The sequence below is a fragment of the Pseudomonas sp. 21 genome (genome assembly GCF_000955805.1).
Taxonomy (GTDB): Bacteria; Pseudomonadota; Gammaproteobacteria; order Pseudomonadales; family Pseudomonadaceae; genus Pseudomonas.
This window is the reverse complement of the sequence record NZ_JYOA01000010.1, coordinates 717,170-731,243: the sequence shown is the minus strand read 5'-3', so window position 1 is coordinate 731,243 and position 14,074 is coordinate 717,170. Positions and strand designations below refer to the sequence as shown.

Annotated in this window: 12 protein-coding genes; 1 reads left to right on the top strand and 11 read right to left on the bottom strand. The window is 63.1% G+C overall.

Going from position 1 to position 14,074, the window contains the following annotated elements; translation table 11 throughout:
- Window positions 1–2 precede the first annotated feature (2 nt).
- Both ftsH and rlmE read right to left on the bottom strand, forming a co-directional pair.
- Entirely contained in the window at window positions 3–1,919 is a 1,917-nt protein-coding gene (gene ftsH / locus UB43_RS25240; protein ID WP_045216741.1) for an ATP-dependent zinc metalloprotease FtsH, read from the bottom strand.
- Window positions 1,920–2,120: 201 nt separating this feature from the next.
- On the bottom strand, window positions 2,121–2,744 hold the full coding sequence (gene rlmE / locus UB43_RS25235) for a 23S rRNA (uridine(2552)-2'-O)-methyltransferase RlmE (protein WP_045216738.1): 624 nt from the start codon (window positions 2,742–2,744) through the stop codon (window positions 2,121–2,123).
- Between the two features lie 78 nt (window positions 2,745–2,822).
- On the opposite strand from rlmE, the gene UB43_RS25230 reads away from it, so the two are divergent.
- On the top strand, window positions 2,823–3,137 hold the full coding sequence (locus UB43_RS25230) for a YhbY family RNA-binding protein (RefSeq protein WP_045216736.1): 315 nt from the start codon (window positions 2,823–2,825) through the stop codon (window positions 3,135–3,137).
- A gap of 42 nt (window positions 3,138–3,179) precedes the next feature.
- On the opposite strand, the gene UB43_RS25225 is transcribed toward UB43_RS25230, so the two are convergent.
- From UB43_RS25225 to grpE, 9 genes are all read right to left on the bottom strand, one after another.
- Window positions 3,180–3,614 carry a hypothetical protein gene (locus UB43_RS25225; protein WP_045216734.1) on the bottom strand — a complete coding sequence of 145 codons (435 nt, stop codon included), beginning with the start codon at window positions 3,612–3,614 and terminating at the stop codon, window positions 3,180–3,182.
- The gene (gene greA / locus UB43_RS25220; protein ID WP_017518953.1) at window positions 3,595–4,071 is read right to left on the bottom strand and encodes a transcription elongation factor GreA; all 477 of its coding nucleotides are present in this window, start codon (window positions 4,069–4,071) and stop codon (window positions 3,595–3,597) included. The genes UB43_RS25225 and greA overlap by 20 nt, the downstream gene beginning before the upstream one ends.
- Entirely contained in the window at window positions 4,068–7,289 is a 3,222-nt protein-coding gene (gene carB, locus UB43_RS25215) for a carbamoyl-phosphate synthase large subunit (RefSeq protein ID WP_045216731.1), read from the bottom strand. The genes greA and carB overlap by 4 nt, the downstream gene beginning before the upstream one ends.
- 19 nt (window positions 7,290–7,308) lie before the next feature.
- Window positions 7,309–7,962, bottom strand: a complete 654-nt coding sequence (leuE, locus tag UB43_RS25210; RefSeq protein ID WP_156160495.1) for a leucine efflux protein LeuE — start codon at window positions 7,960–7,962, stop codon at window positions 7,309–7,311.
- A gap of 43 nt (window positions 7,963–8,005) precedes the next feature.
- A complete protein-coding gene (carA, locus tag UB43_RS25205) occupies window positions 8,006–9,142 on the bottom strand; it encodes a glutamine-hydrolyzing carbamoyl-phosphate synthase small subunit (protein ID WP_024765312.1) in 1,137 nt (378 codons plus the stop codon).
- Window positions 9,143–9,329: 187 nt separating this feature from the next.
- On the bottom strand, window positions 9,330–10,136 hold the full coding sequence (gene dapB / locus UB43_RS25200) for a 4-hydroxy-tetrahydrodipicolinate reductase (RefSeq protein WP_045216726.1): 807 nt from the start codon (window positions 10,134–10,136) through the stop codon (window positions 9,330–9,332).
- 57 nt (window positions 10,137–10,193) lie between these two features.
- Window positions 10,194–11,324, bottom strand: coding sequence for a molecular chaperone DnaJ (gene dnaJ, locus UB43_RS25195; protein ID WP_045216723.1), 1,131 nt, complete (start codon window positions 11,322–11,324; stop codon window positions 10,194–10,196).
- A gap of 122 nt (window positions 11,325–11,446) precedes the next feature.
- Complete coding sequence (gene dnaK / locus UB43_RS25190; protein WP_045216722.1) at window positions 11,447–13,363, bottom strand: molecular chaperone DnaK; 1,917 nt, start codon at window positions 13,361–13,363, stop codon at window positions 11,447–11,449.
- A gap of 90 nt (window positions 13,364–13,453) precedes the next feature.
- Window positions 13,454–14,017 (bottom strand): nucleotide exchange factor GrpE, encoded by a 564-nt coding sequence (grpE, locus tag UB43_RS25185; protein WP_045216721.1) that lies wholly within the window; start codon window positions 14,015–14,017, stop codon window positions 13,454–13,456.
- Between the last annotated feature and the right edge of the window lie 57 nt (window positions 14,018–14,074).

The following is a 14,074-nucleotide window of genomic DNA, read 5'->3' as shown; positions in this document are numbered from 1 at the left end:
TCTCAGTGTTCGCCGGCGGGCCCGCCAATCGGGTTTTCCTGGCGACCTTCATCGCGCGGCGAGGCGGCGTTGCCGGAGGAACCGGAGTTGCCACCCTGCCAGTCACGCGGTTCGCGCGGGGTGCGGCCGGCCATGATGTCGTCGATCTGATCAGCATCGATGGTTTCGTACTTCATCAGCGCATCAGCCATCATGTCGAGCTTGTCGCGGTTCTCTTCCAGCAGACGCTTGGCGGTGCCGTAGCAGTCGTCGATGATGCGGCGCACTTCCTGGTCGATCAGCTTGGCGGTCTCACCCGAAATATTCGAGTGCTGCCCACCGGCGCTACGGCCGAGGAAGACCTCGCCCTCCTCTTCCGCGTACATCAGCGGACCGAGCTTCTCCGACAGGCCCCACTTGGTCACCATGTTCCGCGCCAGCTGGGTGGCCCGCATGATGTCGTTGGAGGCGCCAGTGGTCACGCCCTCGAAGCCCAGGGTCATCTCTTCGGCGATACGGCCACCGAACAGCGAGCAGATCTGGCTTTCCAGAGCGCGCTTGGACAGGCTATAGCGATCCTCTTCCGGCAGGAACATGGTCACGCCCAGGGCGCGGCCGCGCGGAATGATGGAAACCTTGTAGACCGGGTCGTGTTCCGGAACCAGGCGACCCACGATGGCGTGCCCGGCTTCGTGGAATGCGGTGTTCTTCTTTTCCTTCTCGGACATGACCATGGTCTTGCGCTCTGCGCCCATCATGATCTTGTCCTTGGCCAGTTCGAACTCACGCATATCGACGATGCGCTTGTTGGAGCGGGCAGCGAACAGCGACGCCTCGTTGACCAGGTTGGCCAGGTCGGCACCGGAGAAGCCAGGGGTACCCCGTGCAATCACGGCCGGATCGACGTTGTCGCCCAGCGGGACCTTGCGCATGTGCACTTTCAGAATCTGTTCGCGACCGCGGATATCCGGCAGGCCGACCACCACCTGGCGATCGAAGCGGCCCGGACGCAGCAGCGCGGGGTCGAGCACGTCCGGACGGTTGGTCGCGGCAATGACGATAATGCCGTCATTCATCTCGAAGCCGTCCATCTCCACCAGCAACTGGTTGAGGGTCTGTTCGCGCTCGTCGTGACCGCCACCCAGTCCGGCGCCACGATGGCGGCCAACGGCGTCGATCTCGTCGATGAAGATGATGCAGGGTGCGTGCTTCTTGGCCTGGTCGAACATGTCGCGAACGCGCGAGGCGCCCACGCCGACGAACATTTCCACGAAGTCCGAACCGGAAATGGTGAAGAACGGCACCTTGGCTTCGCCGGCAATCGCCTTGGCGAGCAGAGTTTTACCGGTACCGGGCGGGCCAACCATCAGCACGCCGCGCGGAATACGACCACCCAGGCGCTGGAACTTGCCCGGATCGCGGAGGAACTCCACCAGCTCGCTGACTTCTTCCTTGGCCTCATCGCAACCGGCGACGTCGGCGAAGGTGGTCTTCACCTGGTCTTCCGACAACAGGCGGGCCTTGCTCTTGCCGAAGCTCATCGGGCCACCGCGGCCACCGCCGCCGCCCTGCATCTGCCGCATGAAGAACATGAAGACCGCGATGATCACCAGGATCGGGAAGCTCGCTACCAGCAACTGGGTCCAGATGCTCTGCTGCTCGGGCTGCTTGCCCTCAACAACGACATTGTTGTTGACCAGGTCGCCGATCAGGCCGTTGTCCTGGATCGCCGGGCGGATGGTCTTAAAGGTGTCACCATCCTGGCGCTTGCCGGTGATGACATAGCCGTCGACGGTCACGCGCTCGACCTTGCCGTCCTTCACCTGCTGGATGAAGTCGGAATAGTTGAGCGTCTGCGGCTCGCTCGGGCTGGAGAAGTTGTTCATCACGGTGACGAGTACCGCCGCGATGATCAGCCACAGAATCAGGTTCTTTGCCATGTCGTTCAATTGACTACCCTCTGAAGCCGGCTCCGCCCTGGAAACCGCTTCTCACGACGGCCAGACTCCTTCCGGCCAAAATTACTACACAACGCCCGCCGCCAGGCAGGCGCCGTCTGTAACCCTTTATGAACCCCGGCTTTCACCGGGACAAGCAAAACCTGCAAGGCATTGACCAGAAGCCTGCCCAATCATTCCAGTCTAGGCGCCGCGAAAGCCCCGTGCGAGCAGATACTGCTCCCGCGAACGGTCGCGGGACGACAGCGGTTTGCGCATCTGCACCTTCTCGAAGTTCTCGCGAACCATCTTGTGGTAAGCGTCGAAACCCTCACCCTGGAAAATCTTGATCAGGAAATCACCGCCCGGACGCAGCACACGGGTGCACAGGTCCAGGGCCAGCTCGCAGAGGAACATCGCACGAGGCATGTCCACGGCGGGCAGTCCACTCATATTGGGGGCCATATCGGAAATCACAAGGTCTACCGGATTTTCTCCGATGGCCTCGAGCAACTGGGCGAAGACCTCGTCCTCGGTGAAGTCACCCTGGATGAAGGTGACGTCCGGAATACTGTCCATCGGCAGGATGTCCGACGCGATCAGGGTGCCCTTGTCACCGATTACCCGGCTGGTGACCTGGGACCAGCCGCCCGGCGCCGCGCCGAGGTCGACCACGGTCATGCCGGGGCGCAGGATGCGATCCTTCTCCTGGATTTCCAGCAGTTTGTAGCTGGCGCGCGAGCGATAGCCGTCGCGCTGTGCCATCTTCACGTAAGGATCGTCGAAATGTTCTTTCAGCCAGCGATGGCTAGTCTTGGAACGGGCCACGTATTACCTCGTCTGAGCGGCATCCCGGTAGTACCGAAACTCGGGTAGAATATCCGCCTTTTTCCCAGGGGTCAGATTATGGCGCTCTCTCAGGAGCAGAAAAAGCAGTTCAAATCTATCGGGCATCACCTGAAACCCGTATTGACCGTTGCTGAAAACGGTCTTTCGGAAGGTGTAATGGCCGAGCTTGAGCGTGCAATCAACGATCATGAACTGATCAAGGTGCAGTTCCGCATCACGGAACGCGACGACCGTCGCGCGCTGATCGACGAACTTTGCAAGAACGGCAGCTGCGAGCTGGTTCAGGCCATCGGCAAGATGGCGCTGATCTATCGTCGCAATCCCAAGCCGAATAAGAACCTGTCGAACATCAGCCGCTTCAGCGGTCTCTGACAGTCAAGACCGGCAACGCGGAGCCGGCAAGGCTCCGCCGCGTCAGTTCCGCTCGTTCCGCCCCGGCGCCGGCTGCAGCACCAGCAGCAGACCGCACAGCGCCACCACCAGGTAGTTGAACAGCAGCCAGCGCTGAGCGTCCGGCGCTACCTGGCGCACCACGAAATAAGCCGCCGCCATCACCAGTACGGTGAGCAGCAACTGCCCCCGCGTTTCACGGGTAAAGGCAGCGAATCCGCGCGCCTGCCAGAGCACCAGGGCCTGCAGCAAGCCGCAGAATCCGGCGAATCCCAGCAGCAGCGGCTTCAGGCCGTCGGCGACAGTCTCCACCAGCAGTGGCGCCAGGCCGATCTTGTCCAGCGCCGGCAACACCACGAACTGAAGCAGCCAGAGGCCGCCGACCCAGAAAGTCTGGGCCAGCAGCCAGCTGATGGTGCCTGCGTTCTGGGATTGCCGATCAGGCGTGGCGGACTTCAACGATCTCGTACTCGACGTCGCCGCCCGGAGTCTTGACCAGAACGGCATCGCCTTCGGTCTTGCCGATCAGCGCACGGGCGATCGGCGAGTTGACCGAAATCTTGCTGTTCTTGATGTCCGCCTCGTCGTCGCCGACGATCTGGTAGGTCACCGTCTCGTCGGTTTCGACGTTGGCGATATCGACGGTAGTACCGAAGATCACCTTGCCGCTGTGCGGAATGGTGGTCACGTCGATGATCTGCGCGTTGGACAGCTTGGCCTCGATGTCGCGGATGCGAGCCTCGGACATGCCTTGCTGCTCACGAGCGGCATGGTATTCGGCGTTTTCCTTGAGGTCGCCCAGTTCACGCGCCTCGGCGATGGCCTGGGTGATCTGCGGGCGCAGAACGGTCTTCAGGTATTTCAGTTCTTCTTCCAGGGCGCGAGCGCCCTGGACGGTCATTGGAAATTTGCTCATGCGTTGATCCCTGCATGGAGATCCTGCAGACGGCGAACGGTCTTCTCGGGACCGAACTTGAGCGCCTCACAGATCGCCTGGCCCGCCGCAATGGTGGTGGTGCAGTAGATCTTGTGCTGCAGGGCGTTACGACGGATGGAGTACGAGTCAGCGATGGACTGGCGACCCTCGGTGGTGTTGATGATCAGGGTGACTTCGTCATTCTTGATCATGTCGACCACGTGGGGGCGACCCTCGGTCACCTTGTTCACGCGACGCACCGGCAGGCCGGCAGCCTCGATCACCTTGGCAGTGCCGGCAGTGGCAACCACCTCGAAGCCCAGCGCGACCAGATCGCGGGCGACCTGAACGGCTTGCGGCTTGTCGTCCTCGCGGACGCTGATGAAGGCGCAACCGGCGTTCGGCAGGATTTCGCTGGCGCCCAGCTGGGCCTTGGCGAATGCCTCACCGAAGCTGTCGCCGACACCCATCACCTCGCCAGTGGACTTCATCTCTGGGCCGAGGATCGGGTCGACGCCGGGGAACTTGGCGAACGGGAACACCGCTTCCTTGACGCTATAGTACGGCGGGATCACCTCCTGGGTGAAGCCGACTTCGGCCAGGGTTTTGCCAGCCATGACGCGGGCCGCAACTTTCGCCAGCGACTCGCCGATGCACTTGGAGACGAACGGCACGGTACGGGACGCGCGCGGGTTCACCTCGATCACGTAGATGTCCTCGCCCTGAACGGCCATCTGCACGTTCATCAGGCCGACCACGCCGAGCTCCAGGGCCATTTTCTTGACCTGCTCGCGGATCTCGTCCTGGATGTGCTGCGGCAGCGAGTACGGCGGCAGCGAGCAGGCGGAGTCACCGGAGTGCACGCCGGCCTGTTCGATGTGCTGCATGATCGCGCCGATCACCACGGTCTCGCCGTCGCACACCGCATCGATGTCGACTTCGATGGCGCAGTTCAGGAAGCGGTCCAGCAGCACCGGGCTGTCGTTGGAGACCTTCACGGCTTCACGCATGTAGCGCTTGAGCTCTTCTTCCTGGTAGACGATTTCCATCGCGCGGCCGCCCAGCACGTAGGACGGGCGCACCACCATCGGATAGCCGATGTTCTTCGACAGCTCCAGGGCCTGGTCTTCGCTACGCGCAGTGGCGTTGGCCGGCTGACGCAGGTTCAGGCGCTGGACCATCTGCTGGAAGCGCTCGCGGTCTTCGGCGCGATCGATGGCGTCCGGGCTGGTACCGATGATCGGTACGCCGGCTTCTTCCAGGGCGCGGCAGAGTTTCAGCGGGGTCTGGCCGCCGTACTGCACGATGACGCCCTTGGGCTGCTCGACGCGGACGATTTCCAGCACGTCTTCCAGGGTCACCGGCTCGAAGTACAGGCGATCGGACGTGTCGTAGTCGGTGGAAACGGTTTCCGGGTTGCAGTTGACCATGATGGTCTCGTAACCGTCTTCACGCATGGCCAGCGCGGCGTGTACGCAGCAGTAGTCGAACTCGATGCCCTGGCCGATGCGGTTCGGACCGCCGCCCAGGATCATGATCTTGTCGCGAGTCGACGGATTGGCTTCGCACTCTTCCTCGTAGGTCGAGTACATGTAGGCGGTGTCGGTGGCGAATTCGGCGGCGCAGGTGTCCACGCGCTTGTACACCGGCAGCACCTTGAGCTTGTGGCGATGGTTGCGCAGGTTCTTCTCGGTCACACCCAGCAGGGTGGCCAGGCGCGCATCGGAGAAGCCCTTGCGCTTGAGCTTGAGCATCAGGTCGCGGTCGATGGCGGACAGACCCAGGGTCTTTACGCGCTCCTCGTCCTTGACCAGGTCTTCGATCTGCACCAGGAACCACTCGTCGATGCGGGTCAGGTCGAAGACTTCGGCGATGCTCTTGCCGGCGCGGAAGGCGTCGGCGACGTACCAGATGCGGTCGGCATTGGGCACGGTCAGCTCGCGCTTGAGGATGCTCTCGGCTTCCGGGTTGCTCAGGTCGAGCTTCGGATCGAAGCCGGTGGCGCCGACTTCCAGGCCGCGCAGAGCTTTCTGCACGGACTCCTGGAAGGTGCGGCCGATGGCCATGACTTCACCCACGGATTTCATCTGGGTGGTCAGGCGGGCGTCGGCTTTCGGGAATTTCTCGAAGGCGAAACGCGGGATCTTGGTGACGACGTAGTCGATCGCCGGCTCGAAGGACGCCGGGGTGCGACCGCCGGTGATGTCGTTCTGCAGCTCGTCGAGGGTGTAGCCGACAGCCAGCTTGGCGGCGATCTTGGCGATCGGGAAGCCGGTGGCCTTGGAAGCCAGCGCCGAGGAACGCGATACGCGCGGGTTCATTTCGATCACGACCATGCGGCCAGTGTTCGGGCAGATACCGAACTGCACGTTGGAACCGCCGGTTTCCACGCCGATCTCACGCAGCACCGCCAGCGAGGCGTTGCGCATGATCTGGTATTCCTTGTCGGTCAGGGTCTGTGCCGGCGCGACGGTGATCGAGTCACCGGTGTGTACGCCCATCGGGTCGAAGTTCTCGATGGCGCAGACGATGATGCAGTTGTCCTTCTTGTCGCGGACAACCTCCATCTCGTATTCCTTCCAGCCGATCAGCGATTCGTCGATCAGCAGCTCGTTGGTCGGCGACAGGTCCAGGCCACGGGTGCAGATTTCCTCGAATTCTTCGCGGTTGTAGGCGATGCCGCCGCCGGTGCCGCCCATGGTGAAGGACGGACGGATGATGCACGGGAAGTTGACCTTCTCGAGCACGCCGTAGGCTTCTTCCATGGTGTGGGCGATGCCCGAGCGCGGGCAGGCCAGGCCGATGTCACGCATGGCCTTGTCGAAGCGCGAACGGTCTTCGGCCTTGTCGATGGTGTCGGCGTTGGCGCCGATCATTTCCACGCCGAACTGTTCCAGAACGCCATGGCGCTCCAGATCCAGGGCGCAGTTCAGAGCGGTCTGGCCACCCATGGTCGGCAGCAGCGCGTCAGGGCGCTCCTTCTCGATGATCTTGGCGACGGTCTGCCACTTGATCGGCTCGATGTAGGTGGCGTCGGCCATGGCCGGGTCGGTCATGATGGTGGCCGGGTTGGAGTTCACCAGGATGACACGGAAGCCTTCTTCCTTCAGGGCCTTGCAGGCCTGCGCGCCGGAGTAGTCGAACTCACAGGCCTGGCCGATGACGATCGGGCCGGCGCCGAGGATCAGGATGCTCTTGATGTCTGTACGCTTGGGCATGGGACTCTCGTTGCAATATTCAGGAAAGGGTTGCGCTGGCCAGCTTCACGCCAAAGCCGACGAACAGGGCGCCGACGCCGCTCGAGGCGCCGGCAGCCAGCCGTTGCCGCCGACGGAACCAGGCCGCCAGACGCACACCGGAGAAAATCAGGAAGCTCAGGTACAGGGCGCTGATGATCTCGAGGATCGTGCCCAGCACCAGGAACGACAGGCCGGGATAGGCGTAACCCGGGTCGACGAACTGGATGAAGAAGGAGATGAAGAAGAGGATCGCCTTGGGGTTGGACAGGCTCAGCAGCAGCGCCTTGCGGAACGGCTGGTTGACGTCCACTTCCTTCGCCGGCGCGGCCGCCGCTTCCAGCGGGTGACGCAACTTCTGCCAGCCACCGCGGAGCATGCCTAACCCTAAGTAGAACAGGTAGGCGGCACCGACGTACTTCAGCCCCAGGAACAGCATCGGCTCAGCCTTGAGGACCGAGGCGATACCCAGCGCCGACAGGAACATCAGGATCGCATCGCCCAGGAACACCGCGCTCGCCGCCCGGTAGCCCGAGGCCACGCCGCGCTGGGCGGCGGTGGCGAGGACGAACAGCGAGTTCGGCCCCGGCAGCAGGACGATGAACAACGTACCCAGGACGTAGGTCCAGAGGTCGGTGATTCCCAGGGTCGGCATCATCTTCTTTCCCTCTTCCGTCTCTCTCGAAAACAGCCGGGACTCAGCGGCGCTCGGCCATCGCCGCGATGAAGCGGTCGAACAGCGGAGCCACGTCGTGCGGACCCGGGCTGGCTTCCGGGTGACCCTGGAAGCTGAAGGCCACCTTGTCGGTGCGCTCGACGCCTTGCAGGGTGCCGTCGAACAGCGACTTGTGGGTGGCACGCAGGTTGGCCGGCATGCTCGCCTCGTCCACGGCGAAACCATGGTTCTGGCTGGTGATCATCACCACGCCCGAATCCAGGTCCTGCACCGGGTGGTTGGCGCCATGGTGGCCGTGGCCCATTTTCACAGTCTTGGCGCCGGAAGCCAGGGCCAGCAGCTGGTGACCCAGGCAGATGCCGAAGATCGGCGTCTCGGTGTCGAGGAACTCGCGGATCGCCTGGATGGCGTAGTCGCACGGCTCGGGGTCGCCAGGGCCGTTGGAAAGGAAGATGCCGTCCGGGTTCAGGGCCAGCACTTCGCTCGCCGGGGTCTGTGCCGGCACCACGGTCAGGCGGCACCCGCGGGCGACCAGCATGCGCAGGATGTTCAGCTTCACGCCGAAGTCATAGGCGACTACGTGGTACGGCAGGTCGGCGGCGGCGATTTCCGGATGGCTGTCGGTTTCCAGGTTCCACACGCTGGAGCGCCACTCGTACTTCTCGGTGGAGGACACGACTTTCGCCAGGTCCATGCCCTTCAGGCCCGGGAAGCCGCGCGCCAGTTCGAGGGCTTTTTCCTCGGTGGCGTCGTCGCCGACCAGGATGCAGCCGTTCTGCGAACCCTTCTCGCGCAGGATGCGGGTCAGGCGGCGGGTGTCGATGCCGGCGATGGCAACGGTGCCGTTCTCTTTCAGGTAGTCCGGCAGGGACTGCTTGTCGCGCCAGCTGCTGGAGAGCAGCGGCAGGTCGCGAATGATCAGGCCGGCGGCCCAGACCTTGTTCGACTCGGCATCTTCGGGCGTAGTGCCGGTGTTGCCGATGTGCGGGTAGGTCAGGGTAACGATCTGTTGGGCGTAGGAAGGATCGGTAAGGATTTCCTGGTAGCCGGTCATGGCGGTGTTGAACACCACCTCTCCGACGGTCTGGCCGTCGGCGCCGATGGCTTCACCGCGAAAAACGCTGCCGTCGGCAAGTGCAAGTATGGCTGGCTTAGTCAAGAAGACCTCCCGTAGTTCAAGCCTGGCTGGGCGTGCGCAGATTGTAAAAAAGCGGGATGACATCAGAAGAAGTCATCCCGCTTTTTATGTGATCATGCTGCGCTACTTTTAGTGGACACACTAAAGCTGTAGTTTACAGAAATGCGACATCATGGTCCACCTTTTGCACGACGTACGGCCATGCCACTCAGCGAAGGCCGAGTACGTCCTGCATGTCGTACAGGCCATTGGCCTGCCCTTCCAGCCATTGCGCAGCACGCACAGCGCCACGCGCGAAGGTCATGCGGCTCGAGGCCTTGTGGGTGATCTCCACGCGCTCGCCGTCCGCGGCGAACAGCACGGTGTGATCGCCCACCACATCGCCAGCACGCACAGTGGCAAAGCCGATGGTCTCGCGCGGGCGAGCGCCGGTCTGGCCTTCACGACCATAGACAGCCACTTTCTCCAGGTCACGACCCAGCGCGTTGGCGACCACCTCACCCATGCGCAGCGCAGTGCCGGACGGAGCGTCGACCTTGTGGCGGTGATGTGCTTCGAGAATCTCGATATCCACATCGTCACCCAGAACGCGAGCGGCGGTATCGAGCAGCTTCAGGCAGAGGTTCACGCCGACGCTGTAGTTGGCTGCGAAGACGATCGGGATGTCTTTCGCCGCTTCGTTGAGCAGTTCCTTCTCCGCCGCGGAGAAGCCCGTGGTGCCGATAACCATGGCCTTGCCGGCCTTGCGGCAGACTTCCAGGTTCTTCAGGGTCACGGTCGGGTGGGTGAAGTCGATCAGCACATCGAACTCGTCGACCACCTTGGCGAGATCGCCCGACAGCGGCACACCGATACGGCCCAGGCCGGCCAACTCGCCCGCGTCGGCGCCCACCAGGGTGCTGTCCGGGCGGTCCACCGCTGCAGTCAGGCCAGCGCTGCCGCCGGTCTGCTGCACGGCCTCGATCAGGGTCTTGCCCATGCGCCCGGCGGCGCCCATTACGGCTATACGTCGCATATAAAACAGCTCCAAGCTAAAAAGGCCCCGGGCGATTCGCACCGCCGGGGCCCTGCATCATAGATCGTCGAAGAAGCGCTTCATGCCCTCGAACCAGCCACTGGCCTTGGGCGAGTTGGAAGAGTTGCCCTGCAGGGTGCCACGGAACTCTTCGAGCAGCTCGCGCTGACGCTTGTCCAACTGCACCGGCGTCTCCACCACCACGCGACACATCAGGTCGCCGGCACCGCCGCCGCGCACCGGGGCAACGCCCTTGCCGCGCAGACGGAACAGCTTGCCGGTCTGGGTGCCTTCGGGAATCTTCAGCTTCACGCGACCATCCAGGGTCGGCACTTCCAGCTCGCCACCCAGGGCAGCATCGGCAAAGCTGATCGGTACTTCGCAGTACAGGTGCTTGCCGTCACGCTGGAAGATGTCGTGCTCGCGCACGTTCACCACCACGTACAGGTCGCCCGCCGGACCACCATGGGCGCCGGCCTCGCCTTCGCCGGTCAGGCGGATGCGGTCGCCGGTATCGACACCAGCGGGTACCTTCACCGACAGGGTCTTGTGCTCTTCCACACGACCCTGGCCGTGGCAGGAGCCACAAGGGTCGGTGATCATCTTGCCGCTGCCATGGCAGCGCGGGCAGGTCTGCTGCACCGAGAAGAAGCCTTGCTGCATGCGCACCTGGCCGATACCACCGCAAGTGGTACAGGTGACCGGCGTGGTGCCGGGCTTGGCGCCGCTGCCGCTACAGGTCTTGCAGCCGACCAGGGTCGGAACGCGGATGGTCACGGTAGTGCCGCGAACCGCGTCTTCCAGGTCCAGGTCCAGGGTGTAGCGCAAGTCGGCGCCACGGGCCGGGCCGCCACGGGAACCACCGCGGCCGCCAGCGCCACCGAAGAAGTCGCTGAAGACATCACCGAAGATGTCCGAGAAGCTCGCCCCACCAAAGCCCGCACCGCCGCCACCCATCTGCGGGTCGACACCGGCATGGCCGTACTGATCGTAGGCCGCGCGCTTGCTGGCGTCGGACAGGACCTCGTACGCCTCGTTGGCCTCCTTGAATTTATCCTCGGCCTCCTTGTCGCCGGGATTGCGGTCCGGGTGGAACTTCATGGCGAGCCGGCGATAGGCCTTTTTCAGGTCCGCTTCGCTGGCGCCGCGCTCGACACCCAGTACCTCGTAAAAATCACGTTTGGCCATAACTTTCCTGCACTCTGAAAACCGTTCCCCCAGACACGCCAACGCGGGAGCAAGCCCCCGCGTGACGTTTCATGCGCACCGACACGCTGGTCGGTGCGCCGGAGCGGAAGCAAGCACGCGGCTTACTTGTTCTCCTTGACCTCTTCGAACTCGGCGTCGACGACATCGTCGCCAGCCTTGTCGTCAGCGGCCTCGCCCTGAGCGGCAGCACCCGGCTGCGGCTGCTCGGCGTACATCTTCTGCGCCAGCGGGGTGGATGCCTGGGACAGCGCATTCATCTTCGCTTCGATCTCGGCCTTGTCGTCGCCCTTCACGGCAACTTCCAGCTCGCCGAGAGCCTTCTCGATGGCAGCCTTCTCCTCGGCAGTGGCCTTGTCGCCAGCCTCGGTGACCATCTTGCGAGTGGCGTGGACCAGCGCGTCACCCTGGTTGCGGGCAGCGGCCAGCTCCTCGAACTTGCGGTCTTCCTCGGCATTCGCCTCGGCGTCGCGGACCATCTGCTGGATCTCGTCCTCGGACAGACCGGAGGAAGCCTTGATCACGATGGACTGCTGCTTGCCGGTGGCCTTGTCCTTCGCGCCGACATGCAGGATGCCGTTGGCGTCGATATCGAAGGTCACTTCGATCTGCGGCACGCCGCGCGGAGCCGGCGGGATGTCGGCCAGGTCGAACTTGCCCAGCGACTTGTTCTGCCCGGCTTGCTTGCGCTCGCCCTGCAGCACGTGGATGGTCACGGCGCCCTGGTTGTCATCGGCAGTGGAGAACACCTGCGACTTCTTGGTCGGGATGGTGGTGTTCTTGTCGATCAGCGCGGTCATCACGCCACCGAGGGTTTCGATACCCAGGGTCAGCGGGGTGACGTCGAGCAGCAGCACGTCCTTCACGTCGCCGGCCAGCACGGCGCCCTGGATCGCAGCACCCATGGCAACGGCTTCGTCCGGGTTGACGTCCTTGCGCGCTTCCTTGCCGAAGAACTCGGCAACGGTCTTCTGCACCAGCGGCATGCGGGTCTGGCCGCCGACCAGGATCACTTCGTCGATCTTCGACACGTCCAGGCCTGCGTCTTTCAGCGCAACGCGGCACGGCTCGATGGTGCGGGTGACCAGGTCTTCCACCAGGGATTCCAGCTTGGCGCGGGAAACCTTGACGTTCAGGTGTTTCGGGCCGGAGGCGTCAGCAGTGACGTACGGCAGGTTGACGTCGGTCTGCTGGGTCGAGGACAGCTCGATCTTGGCCTTCTCGGCAGCTTCCTTCAGGCGCTGCATGGCCAGCGGGTCGCCCTTGAGGTCCATGCCGGATTCTTTCTTGAACTCCTCGACGAGGTAGTCGATCAGGCGCAGGTCGAAGTCTTCACCACCGAGGAAGGTGTCACCGTTGGTGGCCAGCACTTCGAACTGGTGCTCGCCGTCGACTTCCGCGATCTCGATCACGGAAACGTCGAAGGTACCGCCGCCCAGGTCGTAGACGATGATGGTGTGGTCACCCTTGGCCTTGTCCAGGCCGTAGGCCAGCGCGGCCGCGGTCGGCTCGTTGATGATGCGCTTGACGTCCAGGCCGGCGATGCGGCCGGCGTCCTTGGTGGCCTGACGCTGGCTGTCGTTGAAGTAGGCCGGAACGGTGATGACCGCTTCGGTGACCGGCTCGCCCAGGTAATCCTCGGCGGTCTTCTTCATCTTCTTCAGGACTTCGGCGGAGACCTGCGGCGGAGCCATCTTCTGGCCCTTGGCCTCGACCCAGGCGTCGCCGTTGTCAGCCTTGACGATCTTGTACGGGACCATCTTGATGTCTTTCTGTACGACGTCTTCTTCGAAACGACGGCCGATCAGGCGCTTGACGGCGTACAGGGTGTTGGTCGGGTTGGTCACGGCCTGGCGCTTCGCCGGCTGACCGACCAGGATTTCACCGTCGTTGGCGTAGCCGATGATCGACGGGGTGGTACGAGCGCCTTCGGCGTTCTCGATGACCTTGACGTTACCGTTCTCCAGGATGGACACACAGGAGTTGGTGGTCCCCAGGTCGATACCAATGATTTTGCCCATAGTTCACTCTCCAGAAATTAGATTCCGCGCTGACCCTGTTGCGGGTCTTTGGCTCGGTTGATTACCCAGATGGGGACCGGGTGGTGGATTTCAAGCCTTCTCGTCGATCGAAGGCGGAGTTTGTTCCGGTGCCTTGCTGACCACGACCATGGCCGGACGCAGCAGGCGACCATTGAGCAGGTAACCCTTCTGGAACACCTTGACCACGCTGCCCGGCTCGAGGCGGATGCTCTCTTCCATGGCCATGGCCTGGTGGTGTTCGGGGTTGAACGGCTCGCCGTGCGGGTCGACCGGCTCGAGGTTGTAGCGCTTGAGGGTGTCGTGGAACATCTTCAGCGTCAGTTCGATGCCTTCGCGCATCGGCTTGATCACTTCGTCTTCCGGGTTCGACATCTCCAGCGCGCGCTCGAGGGTATCGACGATCGGCAGCAGGTCGCCGGCGAATTTCTCCAGGGCGAACTTGTGCGCCTTCTCCACGTCCTGCTCGGCACGGCGGCGGACGTTCTGCAATTCGGCGACGGCGCGCAGGCTCTGGTCCTTCGCCGCGGCAACCTGTTCTTCCAGTTCCAGCACGCGGGCGTTCAGGTCCCCGGTAGCGCCGATGTCCGGCTGCTCGTTGAACTGGGAATCCTGAGTCTGTTGTTCGTCAGACATGCCACTCTCCTAAAAAAGAAAATAAGCCTTTGAAAACAAAGCGAACCCTATGGTCCG

Coding starts and splice junctions, on each gene's coding strand:
- carB (WP_045216731.1), bottom strand. CDS start 7,289: ATGCCCAAGCGTACAGACATCAAGAGCATCCTGATCCTCGGCGCCGGC.
- ftsH (WP_045216741.1), bottom strand. CDS start 1,919: ATGGCAAAGAACCTGATTCTGTGGCTGATCATCGCGGCGGTACTCGTC.
- dapB (WP_045216726.1), bottom strand. CDS start 10,136: ATGCGACGTATAGCCGTAATGGGCGCCGCCGGGCGCATGGGCAAGACC.
- UB43_RS25230 (WP_045216736.1), top strand. CDS start 2,823: ATGGCGCTCTCTCAGGAGCAGAAAAAGCAGTTCAAATCTATCGGGCAT.
- dnaK (WP_045216722.1), bottom strand. CDS start 13,363: ATGGGCAAAATCATTGGTATCGACCTGGGGACCACCAACTCCTGTGTG.
- greA (WP_017518953.1), bottom strand. CDS start 4,071: ATGAGCAAATTTCCAATGACCGTCCAGGGCGCTCGCGCCCTGGAAGAA.
- dnaJ (WP_045216723.1), bottom strand. CDS start 11,324: ATGGCCAAACGTGATTTTTACGAGGTACTGGGTGTCGAGCGCGGCGCC.
- grpE (WP_045216721.1), bottom strand. CDS start 14,017: ATGTCTGACGAACAACAGACTCAGGATTCCCAGTTCAACGAGCAGCCG.
- leuE (WP_156160495.1), bottom strand. CDS start 7,962: ATGCCGACCCTGGGAATCACCGACCTCTGGACCTACGTCCTGGGTACG.